Genomic DNA, 23,436 nt, shown 5'->3' on the forward strand with positions numbered 1-23,436 from the left:
TTATCTTAATTTGAAAACCTCAAATAAACGCTTAACCTTTAAACATTACCGGACATAAACTCTATACTCCCAAGGCGCCAACTTAAGGCTTGCGTCTTCAGTAAGCGTTGCCTTTTGTTTGCTAAATAGCTCTGTATATACTCCAGCTGTTTGTGGACCCATAAATTGAATATCTTGCTCTTTATCAGAAAAATTAATCACAACAAACACTTTATCTTTGGTATTTTCGCGGATAAAACTAAACACCTCTGTCGGATTAGTATTATAAATACGCTCCATTGTCGCGCCATATTTACCATGCCACAACGCACTATTTTGTTTCTGCAAAGCTAAGAGCTTCTGAATCAATGGCTTAAATTTATGTTCTTTCCATTCGATAGGATCTTTTTCAAAAACTCAAGCCGCTTAATATTCCCAGCTTCAAGTCCATTATAAATTAATGGCATACCTTCACCGACAATAGACAATACGATTGCTGTCGCTACTTTTTCTTCGCTACCATAACGCTCAAACACGGTTCCTTCCCATGAATTAGCATCGTGATTTGAAACATACGTCATCCGATAGCTATTTTTCGGATACGCTCCCTCATTCCATGAATAGTATACAAACAATCTATTTAAATCAGCGTGACCACTTAAAATATCATGAATAGCTTCCTGCCAAGACCATGCATAAGTAGCATCAAAAGCTTTAGCATGTAAATCACGCATTTCCCATTCAGCTAACATAAAAACGGGCTTGATCGCGTCTAGCTCCGCCCTAACGTTTTCCCAAAAATCGAGAGGAACAAAACCAGCTACATCACATCGATAACCATCAATATTTACTTCTTTGACCCAATACTTCATTGCATCAGTCATGTATTCACGCATTTCTGGTACGTTATAATCAAAGTCGATTATGTCTGACCAATCCCACCACGGCGTAGGTTGAAAATTACCTTGCGAATTTTTTGTATACCAATTTGGATGCTTATGTCTTAATTCATTATCCCAAGCACTATGATTTGCTACCCAATCTAGAATAACGTACATACCTAATTCGTGAGCAGCGTTAACAAAGCTTTTTAAGTCATCTAAGGTACCAAACTCAGGATTAACACCGTAGTAATCTTTTACTGAATAAGGGCTACCCAGCGACCCTTTTCTGTTTTCTTCGCCAATCGGATGAATCGGCATTAACCAAAGAATATCGACGCCAAGTTCTTTTAATCGTGGTAGTTGATGCTCAGCGGCTGCAAATGTTCCTTCAGGTGTGAACTGTCGCGTATTAATTTGATAAAAACTTGCGTTCTTACTCCACTGAGGATGCGTTAACTTCACATATTCTTGTGGAACATAATTAGAGGAAATATTTGTTGTCTTAGTTTTTTTACTTATATTAGTGCAGGCACACAGCCCTAAAAATAGTAATATTATTGAAAGGTTTTTCATTTATAAAGCCCCTTAAACGATTAAGTTTTAACAATATGCGATGTAGTGAAATTATTTTCAATAAACTATTAACATGAATACGTATGTAAGTCTTAATGCCTATCTACGATAATTATCATTCGGTTGGCCTACCATCGCTGTAGATACGCATATATTCCGTGTATCAAACCGTACTAAGCTTGCCATGGGTAAAGACGTGGTAGCCGTTGAGCAAAAACTCGAAAAAGTGATCCCCAAAGAATTTAAAGTAGACGTACACCATTGGCTCATACTGCACGGGCGTTATACCTGTGTTGCCCGTAAACCAAAATGTGGCAGTTGTATTATTGAAGATTTATGTGAGTTTAAAGACAAGACTGAATAATGTTTATTCTTTTTTGAGCCAATAAGTAAACTTTAAATTTTTATCTTTGCTGTTGGTTTTTTGCATGCATTATTTAACTGCTAATGGCTAACAAATTACATTAAAATGACGGTATTCTTATTCAATTTTTAGTACTTCGATTTTAAGTAAAGAAAACAATAAATTTCCTAAAAAATGCTTGTACATAGCTTCTATTTCTTCTTTAGATATAGTTCCACCACGTATAAGGACTTCTTGCCGCTCAGCTGGCTCTTTTATGATAAACCCGGTAGAACTGAACCCATTTTTTTCATAAAACGCTTTGCGCTTAACTCTTTGTTGATAGTTTTCTGTCTTTTCATCAAGCTCCTCAATAGTGAGTACTATTCTTTTATTTGAATGCTTTTCATTCATAGAATCCATTACTTTGCTTCCGTAACCACTTGAGCGGAGCAATTCAGATATAGCAAAAAACTTTACACAGATAATTTGTTTATATTCTTTAGTGTAGAGAAAACCAACCCATTTATTATGATCATAAATAATATCAAAGCCATTTTTTCCATTCCTCATTCTGTATTTAACAAGCCATTCTGGTAGTCTGTGAACTTTTGGAAAAGCTTCGAAAAAAGGTCTATAACTTTTGAATAGTTAAAATCATGTTTGTTAAGTGGGCGAAAAGTCATCATCATATTAACCCTGCAAGCCAATCAACAGTTAAGATAGTAGTAAAAACCTTTAATCCAATCAAACCGAAAAATATGAATATAAATGTAACTTTAATTTTTTTACTTTTTATATTATTCCAAGATAGAAGTTTTGCTTGAAATTCACTTTTTAGCTCATCAATATCCTCTTTCATACATAATTCCCTATCTCGTGCTGTAATTATATCAACTACAACACAGTTAATATGAGTTACCAAATTAACTTTGTAACTAAAAGTTCCGATGATGCCTAATGCAAACACATGATCTTTGCTCTTTAGGATTTCAACTACCAACATTTTGAAAGCTAGTTAATCTGCCTTCCTTATATTTAAGTTGGCCAACCATTGCTGTAGATACGCATATATTCCGTGTATCAAACCGTACTAAGCTTGCTATGGGTAAAGACGTGGTTGCGGTTGAACAAAAACTTTTAAAAGTTGTACCAGCAGAATTTAAACTTGATATACACCATTGGCTCATTCTTCACGGGCGTTATACTTGCGTAGCACGTAAACCAAAATGTGGCAGTTGTATTATTGAAGACTTGTGTGAGTTTAAAGATAAAACAGATTAGATCCTGTAGATAAAACACCTTCATTTTAAACGATTATTAATTTTAAACCTCAATTATCAGGCTTATAAGAATAAGCTCAGTGATTAATTCGCATTCCAGTCTTTTTTTCTGTTTATTAAAGTAGGTGCCTAACTTTGGCACCTTTCATTTTCCATACCTTATAAATCAATTTAAATAAAATCTGTTTATTCGTGATTTGGCGTAATTTTTAGAACATTTTCAAAGTATTAATTTCACAAGCGTCAATCCTTTAGTTATGCTGTTGAGCATTATGAAATTTTATAACGAGAATTCCTATGCTACCAATACTTCGTATCTTGTTAATTGAGCAAGATCCAGTCACCTTACAAGAGCTTTCAACGAATCTATCGAAGACCATTGTCAATTTTGAGCGAGATGATATTCATATCGATATTATTGAGCGTCTTGAGCTAAAACAAGCGTTGGACATTGTAGAGGAAGATGGTGATATTCAGGCTGTAGTGCTTAGCTGGGATTTGCAAAATAAGGTTGGCGAACGCACTTATAGTCGCTTTATCGAGCAGTTAAAGGGGATCCGCCTTGAGTTGCCCGTTTATGTTATTGGCGATGATACGAAAGGGCTAGAAATCGTTAATGAGTCGGAGGAGATTGAGTCTTTCTTTTTTAAAGATGAGGTAATTTCTGATCCTGAAGCAATTTTAGGCTATATGATCAATGATTTCGATGACCGCTCAGAAACCCCATTTTGGACTGCGTATCGCCGTTATGTTGGCGAAGCGAACGACTCTTGGCATACACCGGGACACAGCGGTGGCTCTAGCTTTAGAAATTCCCCTTATATCAAAGACTTTTATCAGTTTTATGGTCGTAATGTGTTCGTTGGCGATCTGTCGGTTTCTGTTGATTCGTTAGGTTCATTGTCAGATAGCACCAATACCATTGGCCGTGCGCAAGAGTCAGCAGCGGCGACGTTTGAGGTTAAGCATACCTATTTCGTTACCAATGGGTCGTCTACCTCAAATAAAATCATCTTGCAGACATTGCTGCGCAAGGGCGATAAAGTGATTATCGACCGCAATTGTCATAAGTCTGTGCACTATGGCATTTTACAATCAGCGAGTTTACCTGTTTATTTGTCGAGTATTTTAAATCCTAAATATGGCATTTTTGCGCCGCCGTCGTTGGCCGATATAAAACAAGCGATAGAACAAAATACCGATGCAAAATTGCTGGTTCTCACCGGTTGTACTTACGATGGCCTACTGAGCGATCTGAAACAGGTGGTCGATTTTGCCCATCAACATGGTATTAAAGTATTTATTGACGAGGCATGGTTTGCTTACTCGCTGTTTCATCCAAGCCTACGATACTATTCCGCCATTCATGCTGGCGCTGACTACGTCACTCATTCGGCGCATAAAGTGGTATCGGCGTTTTCTCAAGCGTCTTATATTCATGTTAACGACCCTGATTTCGATGCTGATTTCTTTCGTGAGATTTACAGTATTTACGCCAGTACATCGCCAAAATATCAGCTTATCGCGTCGCTTGATGTGTGCCAAAAGCAATTAGAGATGGAAGGCTATAAGTTACTCAATGCTTTGTTGAACCATGTGGAAGAATTTAAACAACAGATGGCTTCACTTAAGCAAATTAAAGTGCTAGGTAAGCAAGACTTTATGGAAATATTTCCGCACTTTAGTGGTGATAACATGGGTCACGATCCGCTAAAAATTCTCATCGATATTAGCGAATTACCTTATTCGTTAAAGGATATTCATAAATACCTGCTGGATGAAATTGGCCTAGAAATAGAAAAATACACCCACAGTACCATTTTAGTTTTACTTACGCTTGGCGGCACCCGTTCAAAGATCATTCGTTTATACAATGCATTGAAAAAGCTGGATAGCGGTAAGGTGAAGTTGTCAAAATCGACGCGACGTTCACGCTTGCCGGAGAATTTACCTGCTATAGACTTAGCCTGTATTCCAAGTGATGCTTTTTATGGCGAGCGCGAATCTGTGCCTATCGGTAAAAGTAACAACCGTATTTGTGCCGGTTTAGTTACCCCCTATCCGCCAGGCATTCCTCTTTTGGTGCCGGGACAGCATATTACAGAGGAACATATAGAGTACCTTAAAGAGTTAGCAGGACAAGGTTTGACGATTCAAGGGAGTTTTGATGGTGAAATCTATGTTCTTAAGGGCAAAGTTCAAAAGTAAAAATATACTTTAATACAGTCGAACTCCTTATAACTAAACAGCAATGTCACACGATATTGCTGTTTAGTGCGTTATAATTCTAGGCCACTTTAATAGAACTTGGTGTGCTAAGCTCATGTTAGTATTAGGTAATATCACGTCAGAATTTAAAGATAAGACAGAGTAAATAATACGAAGTATAGTAGATTAAAGAACTGACCCTGACACTACAAAAATAAATGAAGCGGATGCGTAATAATGCTAGTTAAGAACAAAAAAACGCTTACTTTAATGCGCATTGCTGCATTTATTGTCACCATCATGAGCATATACTTTTTTGCCCCTTGGAAATTTGCTTTATATTACTTGCAACCGCTACCGGCGACGATCAAAGAACAAACACAAGAGGCTATTGAACAAGGAGTCGATGGCATTATTGTGTATATTCATAGACAAGGACAGCAACCTGAATTTTTTGCAAACGGTTGGCATAATCGAGATCAAAAAATCCCCGCTTACCCTAGTGCACTTTTTAAAATTGGCAGCATTCGAAAGTTATATGATGCAGCAGCTTTAACCAAACTTTCAGCCGCTGGACGTATTGATGTAGATAAAACACTAGCTGATTATCTTCCATCATTAATTGGACGCATTGAAAACGCAGATAAAATAACACTACGAATGATGGTAAAACACAAAAAGTGGCATACCCAATTACACAGACACTGATAATTTCGATTGGTCAATCACCTACCCTGACCCACTTGCATTAGTACTCGATAAACCCGCTGATTTTAGCCCTGATGCTGATTACAGCTATTCTAATACCAATTATTTGTTGCTGCGAAAAATTATGTCTAACGTGCTGGGTTATGATCATAACCAATATATTAAAGATGTAATTTTAACGCCACTGGGCCTAACGCATACGTTTTCATCTGTACATGAAATCAATTTAGTAGATTTGATGAGTGGTTACTACGTAGGTTATGAGAATGACTTTAAAGCACTCGATCAAGGGTATGTGGCAACAGCACAAGATGTGGGCGACTTTATTGTGGCATTAAATAATGGCACATTTTTTAGTGAACAAGAGCAAGCTTTGTACGCATCACTCTATAAATATGAGCACACAGGTTGGGTATTAGGGTATTCAAGCATTGCTCGTTATTATAAAGATATCGATACAGTCGTTGTGCAGTTTATAAATACTAATGGCAATGATACTGTGTTGCTCACAGAAATAATTTATAATCGGATTATTGATATTTTAACAGCGCAGCAGTAGCTACAGAGTAGCTGCGTTATCAAAAATTTATGTGAATTTTAAAGAGGGTTTAAATGCGTTTATTACACACCATGTTACGGGTTGCTGATCTAGATAAATCAATTGCGTTTTATACTCAAGTACTCGGCATGAAAGAGTTACGCCGTGCTGATAACGAAGAGTATCGCTATACCCTAGCCTTCGTAGGCTATGGCGATGAAAAAGACACAGCAGTACTTGAGCTGACCTATAACTGGGATACCGACAGCTATGATTTAGGCAATGCCTATGGTCATATCGCCATTGAGTTTGATGATATCTATAAAGCCTGTGCTGATATCAAGGCCGCTGGCGGCAATGTTAGCCGTGAGCCAGGACCTGTTAAAGGCGGCACAACAGAAATTGCTTTTGTAAAAGATCCAGATGGCTACTCAATTGAATTAATTCAGAAGAAAGAAAATATGAGTAAATTTTAGCAAATATATGTAATAGGTTTGCTAATCCGCTTTTTATTTATTTAAGCTCAACTCTGATACGATATTAAAAAAGGTGCTGTATGCACCTTTTTATCGTAATTGACTGTCTTTACTGCCACGTCGGTTAAACCCTTTAGAAAGCGTGCCTTTACCTTCTAGTTCAGCTTGGCAACTTACACAATACTTCACACCAGGTAACGCGAGCCTTCGTGCTTGTAGTATTGGTTCAGCACATTCTTCACATAGCTCGGCACTAGCTCCAGAAACTAAATTACTTCTAGCATATTGCACAGCATCATTAACGCTGGCATCAATTTGATCTTGAATTGCACCCTCTCGTGCCCATCCACTTGCCATATAACCTCCTATTTATTTGGACGTTTATATGTACGCTAACATAGATGAAGTTTATTTAAGCTGAATATAAGAAAGGGAAAGATACTAATAAAATTTAGGAATTATTATATAAAAGATTTAATTTTTAGATTTTAACTTGGATGAATAATTCTGAAGTAACTATAGAAATGCAGTTAAATTGATGTTACAGGCTTTTTAATAAAAGCCATCTTACTAATAAATAGTAAGTTTCGTCCCAAGAGATTAGTACTCTTGTTAACGTTGTGTATAGAGAGTGCGGTGTCACACTTCCTTGCACATTACTTAAAAAAGTAAATGGCGTCCCCAAGGGGATTCGAACCCCTGTTACCGCCGTGAAAGGGCGGTGTCCTAGGCCTCTAGACGATGGGGACACAGAATATGTGTCACTAGGACAACTGAATGGTTTAACTCGTTTCAGGCGAGCTGCTTAATAACACTGCACTTCCCTATTTAAAATAAGTAAGTGGCGTCCCCAAGGGGATTCGAACCCCTGTTACCGCCGTGAAAGGGCGGTGTCCTAGGCCTCTAGACGATGGGGACACAGAATATGTGTCACTAGGACGACTGAATAGTTTAACTCGTTTCAGGCGAGCTGCTTCATAACACTGCACTGACTATGAAAATAGTAAGTGGCGTCCCCAAGGGGATTCGAACCCCTGTTACCGCCGTGAAAGGGCGGTGTCCTAGGCCTCTAGACGATGGGGACACAGAATATGTGTCACTAGGACAACTGAATGGTTTAACTCGTTTCAGGCGAGCTGCTTAATAACACTGCACTTCCTTATTTAACATAAGTAAGTGGCGTCCCCAAGAGATTAGTACTCTTGTTAACGTCGTGCATAGAGAGTGCGGTGTCACACTGCTTTATACATTACTTAAAATAATTAAGTGGCGTCCCCAAGGGGATTCGAACCCCTGTTACCGCCGTGAAAGGGCGGTGTCCTAGGCCTCTAGACGATGGGGACACATAAATGTGTCACTAGGACAACTGAATGGTTTAACTCGTTTCAGGCGAGCTATCTTAATAACACTACACCTACTATAGAAATAGTAAGTGGCGTCCCCAAGGGGATTCGAACCCCTGTTACCGCCGTGAAAGGGCGGTGTCCTAGGCCTCTAGACGATGGGGACACATAAATGTATCACTAGGACAATTGATTAGTTAGACTCACATCATGAGTTTTTAAGGTAATTGCGATTAATACAAATTAAGACTCGAGCTTAATTTGTTCGCTATTTTCTCGGTTAACCCGCCTTTAACTTATAAAAGTTAAGTGGCGTCCCCAAGGGGATTCGAACCCCTGTTACCGCCGTGAAAGGGCGGTGTCCTAGGCCTCTAGACGATGGGGACACAGAAAACTGCTACCCTAGGACAAACACTTTAATAAATTGGTGGAGCTATGCGGGATCGAACCGCAGACCTCTTCACTGCCAGCGAAGCGCTCTCCCAGCTGAGCTATAGCCCCAATTTATTTTGCTAAACACTTGCGCAGTTAAACCGTGCTGTGTATCGCTGAGTGCGGGGCGCATTCTATGCAGCCACCAAAATAATGTCAACATTTTTTTCAGTAACTTTCTTTAAACGGTTTAATTTTCAACAAACTGAATAATGAATAAACCGCGGCGCTCAAAATACATGCAAGGGAGCCTGTTTCAAAACAAAAATTAGGACTGTAAGGCGCACAATCTAGATTAACTGAGGTGAAATATATTCTAAAACATCAAAAAAATAAGGTATACATTTATATGCAAAATAAAGTCGGAGTCTTTTCTTGTTTTTCACAACAACGTTTTCATCACCAAGTAAAACGAATTTAAGATGAACATACTAGCAATTAACTGCAACGCCCCTACTCTATTGTCAGTTATTTATATGATCACAGAGGCTCCATTAGTTACAGTCGGTGTTTTATATCAATCGTATTTAACTAACGGTATTTGGATTTTTCAATGCGATTGACTATAACCTTCCTCCCTCATGATTAAAAACAAATCCGCTTTTGACTAACAGGCACCACTAGCTATTAAAGTATTGCATTAAATAATGAGTAAATTGATTGCACATATAGATTGAATGTAAGTAAATTGGCTATAAAACAATCTCAATCTTACTTCATTGATTATAAAACCTGCATCTAAAACATTTTTCCTCATTCAAGTGTTGACACATTTACAACTCTATCTATAATAGCGCCCCACAACAACGCAGCAATGAGTTGTTGTTTAGATGTGGGTGATTAGCTCAGTTCTAAGAAAAGAGAGCATCACCGCTATTTACAAGTAACGGCGAGGTTCACTGGTTAAAGTCCAGTACTATTTATTTTAATAGTAGCGTTTTAATTTATATGTGGGTGATTAGCTCAGTTGGGAGAGCATCGCCCTTACAAGGCGAGGGTCACTGGTTCAAGTCCAGTATCACCCACCACATATAGAACCTGTTATTATATTAGTAGTTGCATGTTTTAAATTTGTAATATGAGTCACAAGCTCAGTTGGAACAAAGAGAGCATCACCGCTATTTACAAGTAACGGCGAAGTTCACTGGTTAAAGTCCAGTACTATTTATTTTAATAGTAGCGTTTTAATTTATATGTGGGTGATTAGCTCAGTTGGGAGAGCATCGCCCTTACAAGGCGAGGGTCACTGGTTCAAGTCCAGTATCACCCACCACATATAAAACCTGTTATTATATTAGTAGTTGCATGTTTTAAATTTGTAATATGGGTCACAAGCTCAGTTAAAAGAAAAGAGAGCATCACCGCTATTTACAACTAACGGCGAGGTTCGCTGGTTAAAATCCAGTACTATTTATTTTAATAGTAGCGTTTTAAATTTGTAATATGGGTCGTTAGCTCAGTTGGGAGAGCATCGCCCTTACAAGGCGAGGGTCACTGGTTCAAGTCCAGTACGACCCACCATTCTTAGAATGGTGCATATTACATGATATCTAGATGGGTGATTAGCTCAGTTGGGAGAGCATCGCCCTTACAAGGCGAGGGTCACTGGTTCAAGTCCAGTATCACCCACCATTTAGATATAAAACTTTACGGGTCGTTAGCTCAGTTGGGAGAGCATCGCCCTTACAAGGCGAGGGTCACTGGTTCAAGTCCAGTACGACCCACCATTTATAAAATGGTTATCGTAAAGTTAGTAATTGATTATTTGGGGTCGTTAGCTCAGTTGGGAGAGCATCGCCCTTACAAGGCGAGGGTCACTGGTTCAAGTCCAGTACGACCCACCATTTAATCAAAATTATATGTGGGTGATTAGCTCAGTTGGGAGAGCATCGCCCTTACAAGGCGAGGGTCACTGGTTCAAGTCCAGTATCACCCACCACATATAAAACCTCACGTTAAATCGATAATTAGCTCAGCTGAAAAGAAAGAGCATCGCCACCCTTCACAAATAATGGCGAGGATCACTGGTTCAAGTCCAGTATCACCCACCACATATAAAACCTCACGTTAAATCGATAATTAGCTCGGCTTAAAAGAAAGAGCATCGACACCCTTCACAAATAATGGCGAGGATCACTGGTTCAAGTACAGTATCACCCACCACATATAAAACCTTTTAAAACCCTCAATCAAACCTTACGTTATATTCTTTAATCGATAATTAGCTCAGCTGAAAAAAAGAGCATCGCCACCCTTCACAAATAATGGCGAGGGTCACTAGTTCAAGTACAGTATCACCCACCACATATAAAACCTTTTAAAACCCTCAATCAAACCTTACGTTATATTCTTTAATCGATAATTAGCTCAGCTGAAAAAAGAGCATCGCCACCCTTCACAAATAATGGCGAGGGTCACTAATTCGAGTCCAGTATCACCGACCACATATAAAACTTCTTAGTAATTCTGTTAAAAATAAAATTCAAAAAGCCTCTAAATACGCTAATTCTTTTCCAAACCTTAAACTCTTTTAATATGTTCCTTGATGGATAACGGAGTTTTTCAAGTTAGTTGTCGCATCAAGTTAAATTTTATGCCGCCCGCACTTCTTCTTTTTTCTCTGGATTCAAATTTACTTCATTGATCATTGTCCAATTTCGAGACTTTCCTGACCAACGACTTGGATTCTGTAATTTCGCTATTTCATTAACCCGATGACGTTCCGCTAGGATCGCTTTATCTAAACCTAAATGACGCTGATTTGGCGTGACAAACTTAATACCGCTATGTAAATGTTCATCGTTGTACCAATCTACAAATCCGTTAACCCATTTCCTTGCGCTCGCGATATCTTCGAAGGCTTTTTCAGGGTATTCTGGGCGATACTTTAATGTTTTAAATAATGACTCAGAATACGGATTATCGTTACTCACAGATGGTCGGCTAAATGAAGGCACAATCCCTAACTCCTGCAATGTCGCTAATAACGTTGCTCCTTTCATTGGACTGCCATTATCTGAGTGCAACGTGACTTGCTCAGGTTTTACCTGCTCTCGCCTGCAAATATCTACCATTAAATCAGCCGCCAGTGTGCTTAGTTGTGTGTCATGAACCTGCCAACCAACTATTTTTCGACTATAAATATCCATCACTAAATATAAGTATAAAAACTGACCTTTAACTGCTGTCGGCAAATACGTGATATCCCATGTATAAATTTCGTTTGCACGTGTTGCCTTGAGCGCTTTTGGCTTTTTTATCTTTTTATTTGGTTTTACTTTTTCTCTGTGTGTTAGTAAGTTATGTGATTTCATAACGCGATAAAACGAACTTTCTGATGCTATCCACACACCTTTATCCAATAGTTTAGGGACTATCTTGCAGGGTGGTAAATGCCCGTACTCTATTGAATTAACCGTCTTAATTATACGCTGTTGCTCTAATTCAGTTAGCTTATTAGGTGGTCGTTTTATCGTACTTGTCCGCTTATCTATCATATCTTCAGCTTCAATCCAGCGTTGGATTGTTCTTGTCGTTAAACCAAGTAACTCACATGCTTTTGCTTGCCTTGCCCCTGATTTCTGAGCGTCTTTAATGAGCTTTATCAATTCATGGCGTTCAGTTGAGCTGGTTAATCGTCCTCGTTGAAACCCCAAAGCGCATCTGCTTTTTTGAGTACAAGTAAAGCGGCTGTTTCTGCTAATGCTTTATCTTTACGATTAAGCTCTTTTTGAAGCTGCTTAATTTCTTGTTTGAGCTGCTTGCTGTCTGATTTTACAGGCTTCGTTGCTGGCCCTTTAGCAAAATCTTGCTTCCATTGTTGAATATGATGCGGGTAAAGTCCTTTAGCACGACAATATTCATTAAGAGCTGTTTCATCTAAACTCGCACATTCAATAATGGCGTTGAGCCTGTCTTCTAAGCTCCAGTCATGAGGGCGTTTTTCTGTTGTCATGTGACTACCGTTATTTTTAGTTTCAAGTTCATGGTTTTTAGCAAGTGCAATCCACCGTTGTAGTGTTGAATAGCCGACGCCTAAATCATCAGCAATATCTTCTAGACGAACATCATCACATTGAGATAATGCTTTTTCAACAGCTTGAACTTTAAATTCTTGAGTAAATCGACGTCTCATTTTATCTGCCTCTATTAAAAGTTAGAGGCGACAACTATCCTGACACAGGGGATAATTAAGTTTGAAAAGCATCAACCTAGGCGCTTTACAAACCTAGGGTCTCCTATCTCTATAAAAATCCTCAAGCAATAACTAGCGCTACCTAAATTTGGATAATCAAGCTACTTTAAAACCCATAACTGATCAAATAAACGAAGTCTGCGGTATTAAATTTTAAATTCCCTTGTCAGCGACTAGACTGTTTATTATAGTCTCTGATACGTTCATGTGGTCACAAGTCTAATGCCAGCAAAGATTTTTTCTAATGCAAAAATACTTATAGTTGAAGAGCAGCCTCTTGCTCAAAGCTATATGAAACAGTCGCTCGAAAAACTTGGCTTTCGACAGCTGCGCTTTGCTGAACATGCAAATTCAGCGAAAGAGCAGTGCACCAGTGAACAGTTTGATCTGATTGTTTGCTCTTTTAATTTGAGTAAGCACCAAGATGGCTATCAGCTATATGAAGAGTTACGCGTTAAGCGTTTAATAAAAAACTCTACAGGATTCATTTTTATTTCAGCTGAAACCAGTGGCTCTTTGGTACACAGCGTGCTTGAACTGCAACCCGATGACTTTTTGGTCAAGCCATTCACAATACATGACCTTAAAACGCGTATAGAACGAATTTTACTGCGTAAAAATCATTTACAAGCAATATATAATTTCATTGACGATGGTAATGATTCTAAAGCACTAAAAGCAATCAATGCCGCGCTTGATAAAAAAGGCAATGCTTATAGTGCAATATTATTGCGTTTAAAAGGTGACGCCCTACTTCGCTTAAAACGAGTAGATACTGCAAAAGCATTCTTTAAATCAGTTCTTGATATTCAAAAATTCACATGGGCAAAGGTAGGTTTAGTTGAAGCATTAATTGCTAATAATGAGCATATTCTTGCGCAAAGAATGCTGAAAACGATGCTGCAACGTCATGAAACACGATTAGTCGCACTCGATTTACTTGGTAAACTGGAGATTAAATTAAACCAATTTGAATTAGCGCAAGGTTTTTTAAGCCAAGCTGTTGATATTGCTCCACGCAATATCGAACGCCAAAAATCACTTAGCCATGTATCGCTGGTAAATCATGATTATGAAAAAAATTATCTAACACAAAAAGATATCGCCAACTTTGCCAAACATTCGATTCACGATCATCCTGACGTATATTTAAATGCTGCACGTGCTGGTATCGATTTTGCTTTAACAACAGATCAGAGCGATCAGATTCAAAGGATTTCAAGACAAACTAATCAATACTTAACTGATTTAAAAAGCCAATTTCCAAATAGTCACAATCAGGCGCAAATAGATGTTTTAAATGCCCGTTTACACTATCTAAAAGACGAACATCAAAAAGCGAAAAAGTTGATTGAGCAGCTCGACGATGACGATAGCCACATTCGCTCTGTAGACGGCGCACTTGATAAAGCAAAGGCATTTCATGAGCTAGGGTTTCATCACAAAGCACAATCGTTATTTAACCAAATTATCAGTCATTGTGAACGTCATCCAACAGTCAGTGATGCTGTTTATTTACGTTATATTCAACAACAACAAAGTGAACGCCGTGATATAAAAATGGGCCCTAAAGAGCTGAATAACCATGCAGTTACACAGTTTAATCGTGGTCAATTAAATACCGCTCTTGAAGCATTCACACAAGCATTTAGAGTAATGCCTCGTAATCCTAGTATTGCTTTAAATTTATTGCAGTGTCTATTTGATAATTCCAAGCAAAATGGCCAAACCTTAAACCTAATGATGGCAAAAAAATGCTATGCGTTACTCAATACGACACCATTAGACAACGAGCAGCAACAACGCTTTAATAAAATAGTACAACAAGCAACGAGTATGGGGCTAACACTTGCTAATCTAGAAGAGCCTGGCAAAACCAAATAGAATAATAAATATTATTCAGCAAAGAGCAGGCTAAATAAATAGTTTAGATAAGGTGTTGTTTATAAGAATGAGGAATACGAAATTAAAAATATCGCTGATAAGCGGTGATATGACTTTTAAAATCCAGCCTTACTGGAATCGTATCATGTAAATTCAGTAAGGCATTGGTTATTGTCAATTACGAGCTAATAAATTACACCTTCTTCAATGAGACCGCGTTTATACAATAACGCAAACCACTTGGCATTGGCCCATCAGGGAATACATGACCTAAGTGTGCATCACATACATTACACACAGTTTCTATTCTTTGCATACCATGGGTCTTGTCACCATTATAAGCAATCGAGTTTAGTTGCGCGGGTTGAGTAAATGATGGCCAGCCAGTGCCACTATCAAATTTTTCATCACCATCAAATAATAAGTTATCACAACATACACAGGCGTACTTACCAGGTTCAAACAAGGTGCAGCTATCTGAGCTGTGCGGGCGCTCTGTGCCTTTATTACGAGTCACATAAAAGGCTTCTTCGGTTAATTGTTCACGCCATTGCTGCTCGGTTTTTACTACTTTACGGCTCGGCTCAGGATTGCCTTTATTGGCAAAGTTTAGAATATCATTCCAATTCAACATAACTGACCTCATTGAGTAAGATAGGTTAATTTACTGCTATCCACATTATCATGGTATCGCGCTAATAACATTGTCAGCTCTGGATTTATCCGCACTGCACAAAATGGTTTTGTAGGGGTTGAAAAATAATAATTTCGATACTGGCTAGGGGAATGTTTAAACTCACTGGCTAATAATATTTGCGTAATCAAAGCTAAATCTTATCGCTTCCAGTACACTAATGGCAGCTCACTCCTAAGCCTATTTGCTGTTGCATACTATATTTCATACCCACTATGCTTTTTAAGGCGCTGACATATATACCGTGTTGCTCACTATTTAGTTTCATTCAATTGTAATTAATTTCTTTTCATTTTTAGTCAATAGTGCATTAAAGTATTGTATTAGCTCCGCTTTAGTTGCCGGTAAGCCTATTGAGCATTGATGCTGCTCGCTGAAGATAATTAAAAATTGGTCATCATGACACTGTATTTTCTTGATACTATTTATAGGCAGCCATTGCGGGCCGTGAGTGCGGTCAAAAAAACCTGAAAGGGAAAATAACAAAAGGTGCTGTTGTTCGCGTCGAATAAACTTATCTAGGCCATTACGTGCTTTAAATAGTGGTGTTAGCCGATAACAGCATGAGCTAAATACAAATAGCCACAGAGCAATTAGAAATACAAACCACGCTTGCTGAAATAACATGGTAAATACACTCAACAATAATAACACGATACCGAAACAGCCGACTATCAGCGCCAGTAATTGATTAATTTTACGCATCAAAGACTCATTGCAACGTTAACCTAAATTACTTACTTGAACTTTTTTCATCGGTTTCAGGATCGGGCCAATCATTAAAAAACACCGTTAAATAACGACTTTTTGCTAAATATAATAATACCCACAATACCGTCACCATTTGCAGCGCTAAAAACATCGAAAACTGATAATAACTATGGGCGGCTTGAATAATCAGCCAGCTTAAATCTATCGCTGCACATGCTAATAATGGCCAACGCATAAAACGCCACACTCGCGCTAACCATGCTGCACTGTCTGCGCTTTTTTGTGGCCTGCGCAAACAAAAAATTACGGCAGGAATAATGGCTATTGCACCAATAGCCAACGCACTGAAAAAGTCAGCTTTAGATCTAAACACTAATGACATTAAATCAAGCTCAGGACGCCTGCTCAGTGCCGCAATGATCCAAATAAAGTAGGCACGAAGTAATACCAATAAACTCAAATGAAACGCGATTGGAGTGCGATAGGTGCCATATTTGTCCCAATACTCTGGTCCATAACGCTTCATAACTGGTTTTTCCTCTCGGCTACTACGCCAAGTAATATAAATGCAGCCACGGCTGTAACACCTAACCAGCGCACACCAAAAACATCAGTAACTGGCTTAGTAATGGAGTGACAAATACTACTAATAAGCCAAAACCAAACCCGGTTACTAGTACAAATGCACATACTCTGAGTATAAAGTGGCGCCTTGCTACAAAGCGTTTCGTGGTTTTAATAATCTCATTTGCATACAAAGACACCAAACACACCACCAGTAACAATGCGATATTATATAAGTAAGGCTTTAGCCACTGACCAAAGGTCAGTGCTAAATCCTGAAAAAGCGTAATAATGCTATCCATTATGTTGCGCCAGTAATGCAATTAAATCATCTTCGGTCAATATTTCAATGCCTAAATCTTGTGCTTTTGTGAGCTTAGAACCGGCTTTTTCACCCGCTATTAACGCATCTGTTTTAGCTGATACACTACCTGAAACTTTCGCCCCTAACTGCTGCAAGCGTGCTTTTGCATCATTTCGATTAAGCTCGTTCAAAGTACCCGTTAACACATAGGTTAAGCCTGCTAACGGTTGTGAGTCTTCACTTGGCGGCGTGAGTTCTGGCCAATGAATACCCTGCTCCAGCAAGGCAGTTACGACATCTAAATTATGTTGCTCAGCAAAAAAACCACGCACATGCTTGGCTACAATTTCCCCAACATCACTAACTTCGACTAACGCTTCAGTTGTTGCCGCAGTTACTTTATCTAGCGTTAAAAAGTGATTAGCTAAATTTTGCGCCGTCGCTTCACCGACTTCACGAATACCTAATGAGTATAAAAACTTAGCCAACGTCGTTTGTTTTGCATCATCAAGTGCAGCTACTAGGTTTTTCGCCGATTTTGGCCCCATGCGCTCAAGCGATTCAAAATGTCCTTGTTTAAGTATGAATAAGTCTGCTGGCGTTTTAATGAGCTCTCTGTCCACCAGCTGTTCAACAATTTTATCGCCAAGGCCATCGATATCGAGTGCTTTGCGTGAAGCAAAGTGTTTGATCGCTTCTTTACGCTGTGCTTGGCACACCAGACCTCCTGTACAGCGCGCTACGGCTTCGCCTTCAATGCGTTCAACATGGGAGTCACAAATTGGACAAGTAGCCGGAAACTCAATCTCTTTGGCATCTGTTGGACGGCGCTCTAATACCACTTGAGTAATTTGTGGGATCACATCACCAGCACGGCGAATGATCACAGTATCGCCAATTTTTACACCCAAACGCTCTATTTCATCACGATTGTGTAACGTTGCATTTGAAACCGTGACACCACCAACAAATACCGGCTCTAAACGAGCCACAGGGGTAATTGCACCAGTGCGCCCTACCTGAAATTCAACATCCAGTAGCTGAGTGATTTCTTCTTGCGCAGGAAACTTATACGCAATGGCCCAACGCGGAGCTCGCGCCACAAAACCTAACCGCTCTTGTAGTGCTTTGTTATTTATTTTGATCACCACACCATCAATTTCATACTTCAAGCTGCTGCGGCGCTCAAGTATATCTTGATAGTAATCCAAAGCAGCTTGCTGACCTTCGACTAACTTTGTTTCCGGGCAAAGTGGTAACCCCCAGTCAGTTAGCTTAGCCAATTGCTGGTAATGATCACTTGGTAATTCGCCATTTGTAACAACACCAATACTGTAGGCATAAAACATCAAAGGTCGCTTGGCGGTGATTTTTGAATCGAGTTGACGCAAGCTGCCTGCGGCTGCATTACGTGGATTAACAAATACTTTGTCGCCAAGCTTTTCGGCTTCAGCATTAAGTTTGTCAAATCCGGCGCTATCCATGAACACTTCACCACGAATTTCAATTTCCTCAGGAAAGTCATCGCCACGTAATTTAAGCGGTATATTACGAATCGTTTTAACGTTAGTGGTAATATTTTCGCCGGTGTGCCCGTCGCCACGTGTTGCCGCCTGCACTAACACACCATTACGGTATAAAATCGACACCGCTAAACCGTCAAGTTTTGGTTCACAGCAAAAGGTCAGCTCATTGTTATCCATCAAACGTTCTTTAATGCGGCGATTAAAAGCGCTGAACTCTTCTTCACTGAAAGCGTTATCAAGTGACAACATCGGCACTTGATGAGTGACTTGCTCAAACTTAGCAAGCGCCGCACCACCTACTTTCTGGGTCGGTGAATCAGTACTCAAGTACTCAGGGTTTGCTACCTCAAGCGCACTTAATTGTTGTAATAAACGATCATACTCTGCATCAGGAATACTTGGGTTATCAAGTACATAATAATTATGATTGTGATCTTCTAACTGCTGACGAAGTTGCGTTATTTGCGCTAACACTAAAGTGGACATACTGACCTCAAAAAACATAAAAAAGCCACTTAAACGAGTTATCGCCAAGTGGCTTATAAAATTCTTAATTAATTAACTGTATATTGCAGGTGATTAAGCTGAAAAGCGTCTCACTTTTTCAACATAATTGCGCACACTGTCAACGGTCATTTCTTCTCGTTGTGAGTCTAAAATAACGGCGCCAAATTCATCTGCTAATTTTTTAGCCGCACTGTGCAACATGTTAAATGCAGCAAGCCCGTCACCATCGCACGGCAAGGTCATAAACAAGCTAATCCCACCTGTACTAAATTGTTCCATATTATCTATATCGAAAGTACCAGGGTTGTACATGTTCACTAACCTAAACAGCACTGGACCATGGCCAGCTGGATCTAAATGACGATTAAAAAAGCCTTCTTCAGAGTACTTAAAGCCAAGTGTATTTACTGCTGGCAATAATTTGCTGCCTTCCATATTCAAGCCTTCAGGCATTTGAATATGCACAATGATAAAATCACTTGCAGCCGGTTGCTCAGCTTCATCCTCTACGCTTGCATCTGTTGCAGTAGTCACATCATCAACCTCAGCGGCAAGTTCGTCATCTGACGCTGCAAAAGTGTGTGGATGTTTTTCATCAGCACTAAAGCTTAAATCCCCAAACTGCGGTTCATCACGCTCAGTAAGAGATGCTGGCTCAGCTTCGCTTTGACGCTCAGTAAACGCCTGATCTGCAGGCTCAACCCGCTCATCATTAGTCGCAACGGGTGCGTCTTTTTTACGAACTGACCATAGGCCATGTATTAATAATCCACCAATGACAATTACACTGATAATGATTAAAACCCATCTTAATTGTTCGGCCATCCCCTCACCTTTATTATTTATCTACTCAAATATTAATATTTATGCATGTGCCATTTGCACCGCTTGTTCAATATCTACAGCGACCACACGCGAAACGCCCGGTTCAGCCATTGTTACACCCGTCAACCTGCCAGCCATTTCCATGGCAATTTTATTATGACTGATATAAATAAATTGCACCGATTGTGACATTTCTTCCACTAATCGGCAAAATCGCCCAACATTCGCATCATCCAATGGTGCATCAACTTCATCCAGCATACAGAACGGAGCTGGATTGAGCCTGAATATTGAAAATACCAATGATAATGCGGTCAGCGCTTTTTCTCCACCACTTAAAAGGTGAATTGTTGAATTTTTCTTGCCCGGTGGGCGTGCCATTATACTAACACCACTTTCCAGTAAGTCATCACTGGTTAATTCAAGATATGCACTGCCGCCGCCAAATACTTTAGGAAATAACTGACCAAAATCGAGATTCACTTGATCAAAAGTCATTTTAAAACGCGTTTTGGTTTCGCGATCAATTTTTCCAATTGCACCTTCAAGTGTCGTTAATGCTTTGCTTAAATCCTCGACTTGACGATCTAAATACTGGCTACGCTGCTGCGCTTGTTCAAACTCATCAATCGCCGCTAAGTTTACCGCGCCCAAGTCACTTAAACTTTGTCCTACTTTATTAAGCTGTCCTTGATAAGTGTTTATATTGGCGTTTTCAGGGAGCTGTGCCAATACTTCTTTCAAGTTTTGCTGTAACTCACCCAGAGGTTCAAGAGCTGCCTGTGCTTTAATTAATAAGCTCTGCTCTTCGAGGGCAAGTTGTTGTAATTGTTCTTGTAAAAGTACCAGCTCCCCCTGCGACGCTTTAAGCGTTGTTTGTTTATCTACAAAAGCTGTTTTAGCTTCCGTCAATGCACTTTGCAAATTTTTGAGTTCAATGTCACTTTGTTGATGTTGCTCCAACAATAATATTATTTGCTCTGCGACCTCTTCTAATGGGATCACCAACTCTTCAATTTGCGCGGTTAACTCACTGACAGCTTCACTGGCGGTTTCGCTGGCGGTCGTTGCATGCTGTAATTTAGTGTCACTGAGTTGGCATTCACTGCGCGCTTTTTGCTCACTTAGCGTCGCCTGATGGGCAAGCGTTTTATACTGTTCAAGCTGAGCGTTTGCCTGTTTATATTGCTCATCAGTGTGTTGCTGCTGCACTTGAGCATCATTAAGCGCAACACTTATTTCATCACGCTGTTTTACCACACTTGCTATATGTTGCTGTTGTTCAGCCACTTTATTCTCTATGCTCGTGTGTTCAACGTTTAACTGCTGTAGCTTTGCTTGTAATTTATGTTGTTGATTCTGAAACTGCTGTAATTGCTCTTTGAGCATATCGCGACGAGTGCTTCCTGAGGCCACTTGTTGAGCAAGCTGATGTACCGCTGCTTTTAACTCTTCGCTTTGTGCCTTCAATTGCTCACAGACTTGCTGTTGTTCTGTAAGCTTCTTGCTTTGTATAGCTAGTTCGTCACTGAGTTGAGATGCTAACTGGGTTGCTTCGGCCAACTGTTTATGTTTGATCAGCAACGAATTTTCCGCACTTTTACTGGCTTGTTGATACCAATTGCGGCCCTGAATATTACCTTGGCGATCAATCACTGCAAGCCAATACTCATCCGCTAAATCGTTATGAGCAAAATCATTTTTATACTTAATGCGATGTAATAAATCAGGGTAAACCCCTTGCTCTATAAACACCGCTAATGAGCTTTGCGGTGCGGTGTCGGTAGTTGGCCATACTCCGTTAGGTGTTGCTGTAGATGTCACATTTAATTGTTCAAGCCCTTGTAATGCTTGTTCAACCACATGCTCAAATCCAGTACGTACAACTAACTGTGCCAAAACATCGCCACTACTTTGCGCTGGAGTATCTGCGAGTATTGTATTCAAGCCTGCTATTTTGGCTTTATTCTCGTTTTGTTGTTGTGCTAGTGTTTGATGTGCATCTTGGCAGGTGCGTAACACGGTTTGAGCTTGTTGATGATTACTATTTACTTTGTTTAAGGCAGTTTGTTTTGCTGCTAACTCTTGCGTTAGTGACTGCATTAACTGCTGCTGCTGCGCTACTTGTTCAGCAATTGGATTTTCTGCCAGCTCTATTAATTCGCTTTCTAATGCCGTTTGCTGGTTTTTAATATAGTGCAAATTTTGCAGCTGTTGTTCGGCTATATTTTGTTGCTTGCTATATTGCGTATTAATAGCCTGAAACTGCTCATTAACTCGTTGCCAATCCGAAGCACTGCGCTGCTTGGCACTTTGCAACTGTGCCGCCGCGTCGGCCATCTCAGTGACTTGCTCTGTACATATTAAAGTATGTTCAATTGCCTCTTGTAACGCATTTTGTAACTCATCAGTATGGTCTTTTTGTTGTTGTTGCAGCTGCTGATTTTGTAACTGCAACTGTTGTTGTTTGATCAGGTTGTGACTAAACGCTTGTTGTTGTTGTTTTAAGTTTATTTGCTGTTGCTCAGCACGAGTCAATTCAGTGTGCGTTTGGTGCTGGGCTTGCTGCGCATCATTGAGTTTTTCAAGTTGCAATTGCACTTGGTTTTCAAGACTTGCTAGTACATCGTCATGACCTGAATGAGCGGTTTTAAAAAAACTAATTTGCTCATTCAGCTTGGCCATTTTGTCGGCTTTAGTCACTTGTTGCTGATGTAGCTTTTGCCATTTTAAGACCGCTAGTTGCCCTTTTAAAGTGCGTTCTTGGGTTTTTAACTCGCGGTATTTTTTTGCTTCAACTGACTGTACTGCCAGTTTATCAACTTGTGCTTGCAGCTCTTGGCGAACATCGAGTAAGCGTTCAAGGTTTTCGCGGGTACTTTTGATCCGGGTTTGCGTTTCACGACGGCGCTCTTTGTATTTTGAAACGCCTGCAGCTTCTTCTAAAAACACCCGTAAATCTGCCGGTTTACTCTCAATTAAACGCGAGATCATGCCCTGCTCGATAATCGCATAACTACGCGGACCAAGACCTGTGCCTAAAAATATATCGGTAATATCTCGTTTGCGGCATTTACTGCCATTGAGAAAATACAGCGATTGCCCGTCGCGTGTTACCAAACGTTTAATTGCCACTTGGTTTCGATCGGCAAAAGTATTCGGTAAGTGCCCTTGGGTATTATCAAAAATCAACTCTACCGACGCTTGAGAAATAGGTTTGCGATTGGTTGAGCCATTAAAAATAACATCGGTCATGGCATCGCCACGCAGATTTTTAGCAGAGCTTTCGCCAAGCACCCAACGCACAGCATCGATGACATTAGACTTACCGCAGCCGTTTGGGCCAACGACACAGGTCATTTGATCTGGGAATGGAATTTTAGTGGGCTCTACAAAAGATTTAAAACCCGCTAATTTTATGGTGCTCAAACGCATCTAATTGGTTTACCGATTGTTATT

14 protein-coding genes, 14 tRNA genes and 4 pseudogenes are annotated in these 23,436 nt (G+C 39.7%); 13 read left to right on the plus strand and 19 right to left on the minus strand.

The features are described from left to right. Positions 1 to 45: 45 nt before the first annotated feature. Positions 46 to 1,355, minus strand: a pseudogene (locus P4S61_RS02155) (alpha-amylase family glycosyl hydrolase). A 196-nt stretch (positions 1,356 to 1,551) separates the two neighbouring features. Between P4S61_RS02155 and P4S61_RS02160 the strand changes: the two are divergent. Continuing rightward, a pseudogene (locus tag P4S61_RS02160) lies at positions 1,552 to 1,800 on the plus strand (endonuclease III); the annotation flags it as partial. Positions 1,801 to 1,917: 117 nt separating this feature from the next. Here the strand turns inward: P4S61_RS02160 and P4S61_RS02165 are convergent. Continuing rightward, positions 1,918 to 2,352 carry a GNAT family N-acetyltransferase gene (locus tag P4S61_RS02165; protein WP_337117704.1) on the minus strand — a complete coding sequence of 145 codons (435 nt, stop codon included), beginning with the start codon at positions 2,350 to 2,352 and terminating at the stop codon, positions 1,918 to 1,920. Between the two features lie 115 nt (positions 2,353 to 2,467). Further along, complete coding sequence (locus P4S61_RS02170) at positions 2,468 to 2,785, minus strand: hypothetical protein (protein ID WP_149980691.1); 318 nt, start codon at positions 2,783 to 2,785, stop codon at positions 2,468 to 2,470. 38 nt (positions 2,786 to 2,823) lie between these two features. On the opposite strand from P4S61_RS02170, the pseudogene P4S61_RS02175 reads away from it, so the two are divergent. From P4S61_RS02175 to gloA, 4 genes and pseudogenes are all read left to right on the plus strand, one after another. Then, positions 2,824 to 3,063 (plus strand): annotated as a pseudogene (locus P4S61_RS02175) (endonuclease III); the annotation flags it as partial. A 296-nt stretch (positions 3,064 to 3,359) separates the two neighbouring features. Further along, the gene (locus P4S61_RS02180; protein WP_182740329.1) at positions 3,360 to 5,270 is read left to right on the plus strand and encodes an aminotransferase class V-fold PLP-dependent enzyme; all 1,911 of its coding nucleotides are present in this window, start codon (positions 3,360 to 3,362) and stop codon (positions 5,268 to 5,270) included. Between the two features lie 234 nt (positions 5,271 to 5,504). Next, positions 5,505 to 6,537 (plus strand): annotated as a pseudogene (locus P4S61_RS02185) (serine hydrolase domain-containing protein). Positions 6,538 to 6,590: 53 nt separating this feature from the next. Then, positions 6,591 to 6,992: a lactoylglutathione lyase gene (gene gloA / locus P4S61_RS02190; RefSeq protein WP_145240703.1), complete on the plus strand. Its 402-nt coding sequence runs from the start codon at positions 6,591 to 6,593 to the stop codon at positions 6,990 to 6,992. Between the two features lie 90 nt (positions 6,993 to 7,082). Here gloA and P4S61_RS02195 read toward each other — a convergent pair whose 3' ends face one another. The 8 genes from P4S61_RS02195 to P4S61_RS02230 form a co-directional block, all read right to left on the minus strand. Then, positions 7,083 to 7,349 carry a DksA/TraR family C4-type zinc finger protein gene (locus tag P4S61_RS02195; protein ID WP_337117705.1) on the minus strand — a complete coding sequence of 89 codons (267 nt, stop codon included), beginning with the start codon at positions 7,347 to 7,349 and terminating at the stop codon, positions 7,083 to 7,085. Between the two features lie 316 nt (positions 7,350 to 7,665). Then, positions 7,666 to 7,741: transfer RNA gene (locus P4S61_RS02200), tRNA-Glu, on the minus strand. 93 nt (positions 7,742 to 7,834) lie between these two features. After that, a tRNA-Glu gene (locus P4S61_RS02205) sits at positions 7,835 to 7,910 on the minus strand. 90 nt (positions 7,911 to 8,000) lie between these two features. Beyond that, positions 8,001 to 8,076 (minus strand) — tRNA-Glu (locus P4S61_RS02210). A gap of 183 nt (positions 8,077 to 8,259) precedes the next feature. Further along, a tRNA-Glu gene (locus tag P4S61_RS02215) sits at positions 8,260 to 8,335 on the minus strand. Between the two features lie 90 nt (positions 8,336 to 8,425). Continuing rightward, a tRNA-Glu gene (locus tag P4S61_RS02220) sits at positions 8,426 to 8,501 on the minus strand. Between the two features lie 144 nt (positions 8,502 to 8,645). Continuing rightward, positions 8,646 to 8,721 (minus strand) — tRNA-Glu (locus P4S61_RS02225). A 39-nt stretch (positions 8,722 to 8,760) separates the two neighbouring features. Next, positions 8,761 to 8,836: transfer RNA gene (locus P4S61_RS02230), tRNA-Ala, on the minus strand. Between the two features lie 883 nt (positions 8,837 to 9,719). Here P4S61_RS02230 and P4S61_RS02235 point away from each other — a divergent pair. From P4S61_RS02235 to P4S61_RS02265, 7 genes are all read left to right on the plus strand, one after another. Continuing rightward, a tRNA-Val gene (locus tag P4S61_RS02235) sits at positions 9,720 to 9,795 on the plus strand. Between the two features lie 169 nt (positions 9,796 to 9,964). Beyond that, positions 9,965 to 10,040 (plus strand) — tRNA-Val (locus tag P4S61_RS02240). A 172-nt stretch (positions 10,041 to 10,212) separates the two neighbouring features. Continuing rightward, positions 10,213 to 10,288, plus strand: a tRNA-Val gene (locus P4S61_RS02245). 35 nt (positions 10,289 to 10,323) lie between these two features. Further along, positions 10,324 to 10,399, plus strand: a tRNA-Val gene (locus P4S61_RS02250). A 19-nt stretch (positions 10,400 to 10,418) separates the two neighbouring features. Beyond that, positions 10,419 to 10,494, plus strand: a tRNA-Val gene (locus P4S61_RS02255). A 41-nt stretch (positions 10,495 to 10,535) separates the two neighbouring features. After that, positions 10,536 to 10,611 (plus strand) — tRNA-Val (locus P4S61_RS02260). A gap of 19 nt (positions 10,612 to 10,630) precedes the next feature. After that, positions 10,631 to 10,706 (plus strand) — tRNA-Val (locus P4S61_RS02265). Positions 10,707 to 11,358: 652 nt separating this feature from the next. Here P4S61_RS02265 and P4S61_RS02270 read toward each other — a convergent pair. Next, positions 11,359 to 12,902, minus strand: a protein-coding gene (locus P4S61_RS02270; RefSeq protein WP_442961540.1) for an IS3 family transposase whose coding sequence is annotated in 2 segments (ribosomal slippage) — positions 11,359 to 12,425 and positions 12,425 to 12,902 — 1,545 coding nt in all. Because the reading frame shifts where the segments join, the coding sequence is not laid out codon by codon here. 282 nt (positions 12,903 to 13,184) lie between these two features. Here P4S61_RS02270 and P4S61_RS02275 point away from each other — a divergent pair. Further along, positions 13,185 to 14,846 carry a response regulator gene (locus P4S61_RS02275; RefSeq protein WP_337117706.1) on the plus strand — a complete coding sequence of 554 codons (1,662 nt, stop codon included), beginning with the start codon at positions 13,185 to 13,187 and terminating at the stop codon, positions 14,844 to 14,846. Positions 14,847 to 15,039: 193 nt separating this feature from the next. Here the strand turns inward: P4S61_RS02275 and msrB are convergent, their stop codons facing one another. The 7 genes from msrB to P4S61_RS02310 all read right to left on the minus strand — a co-directional run bounded on the left by msrB (position 15,040) and on the right by P4S61_RS02310 (position 23,412). Continuing rightward, positions 15,040 to 15,480 (minus strand): peptide-methionine (R)-S-oxide reductase MsrB, encoded by a 441-nt coding sequence (msrB, locus tag P4S61_RS02280; RefSeq protein ID WP_145240697.1) that lies wholly within the window; start codon positions 15,478 to 15,480, stop codon positions 15,040 to 15,042. Between the two features lie 324 nt (positions 15,481 to 15,804). Beyond that, a complete protein-coding gene (locus P4S61_RS02285) occupies positions 15,805 to 16,245 on the minus strand; it encodes a hypothetical protein (protein WP_182732419.1) in 441 nt (146 codons plus the stop codon). A 28-nt stretch (positions 16,246 to 16,273) separates the two neighbouring features. Then, complete coding sequence (locus P4S61_RS02290; RefSeq protein WP_145240693.1) at positions 16,274 to 16,777, minus strand: DUF2919 domain-containing protein; 504 nt, start codon at positions 16,775 to 16,777, stop codon at positions 16,274 to 16,276. Between the two features lie 61 nt (positions 16,778 to 16,838). Beyond that, positions 16,839 to 17,117 carry a DUF3392 family protein gene (locus tag P4S61_RS02295; RefSeq protein ID WP_337117707.1) on the minus strand — a complete coding sequence of 93 codons (279 nt, stop codon included), beginning with the start codon at positions 17,115 to 17,117 and terminating at the stop codon, positions 16,839 to 16,841. Then, positions 17,110 to 19,131: an NAD-dependent DNA ligase LigA gene (ligA, locus tag P4S61_RS02300; RefSeq protein ID WP_337117708.1), complete on the minus strand. Its 2,022-nt coding sequence runs from the start codon at positions 19,129 to 19,131 to the stop codon at positions 17,110 to 17,112. The genes P4S61_RS02295 and ligA overlap by 8 nt, the downstream gene beginning before the upstream one ends. Positions 19,132 to 19,224: 93 nt before the next feature. Then, positions 19,225 to 19,977 carry a cell division protein ZipA gene (zipA, locus tag P4S61_RS02305; protein WP_145240687.1) on the minus strand — a complete coding sequence of 251 codons (753 nt, stop codon included), beginning with the start codon at positions 19,975 to 19,977 and terminating at the stop codon, positions 19,225 to 19,227. A 39-nt stretch (positions 19,978 to 20,016) separates the two neighbouring features. Beyond that, positions 20,017 to 23,412, minus strand: coding sequence for a chromosome segregation SMC family protein (locus tag P4S61_RS02310; RefSeq protein WP_182735433.1), 3,396 nt, complete (start codon positions 23,410 to 23,412; stop codon positions 20,017 to 20,019). Between the last annotated feature and the right edge of the window lie 24 nt (positions 23,413 to 23,436).

This window comes from Pseudoalteromonas sp. B160, assembly GCF_037162485.1.
Classification (GTDB): domain Bacteria; phylum Pseudomonadota; class Gammaproteobacteria; order Enterobacterales; family Alteromonadaceae; genus Pseudoalteromonas; species Pseudoalteromonas rhizosphaerae.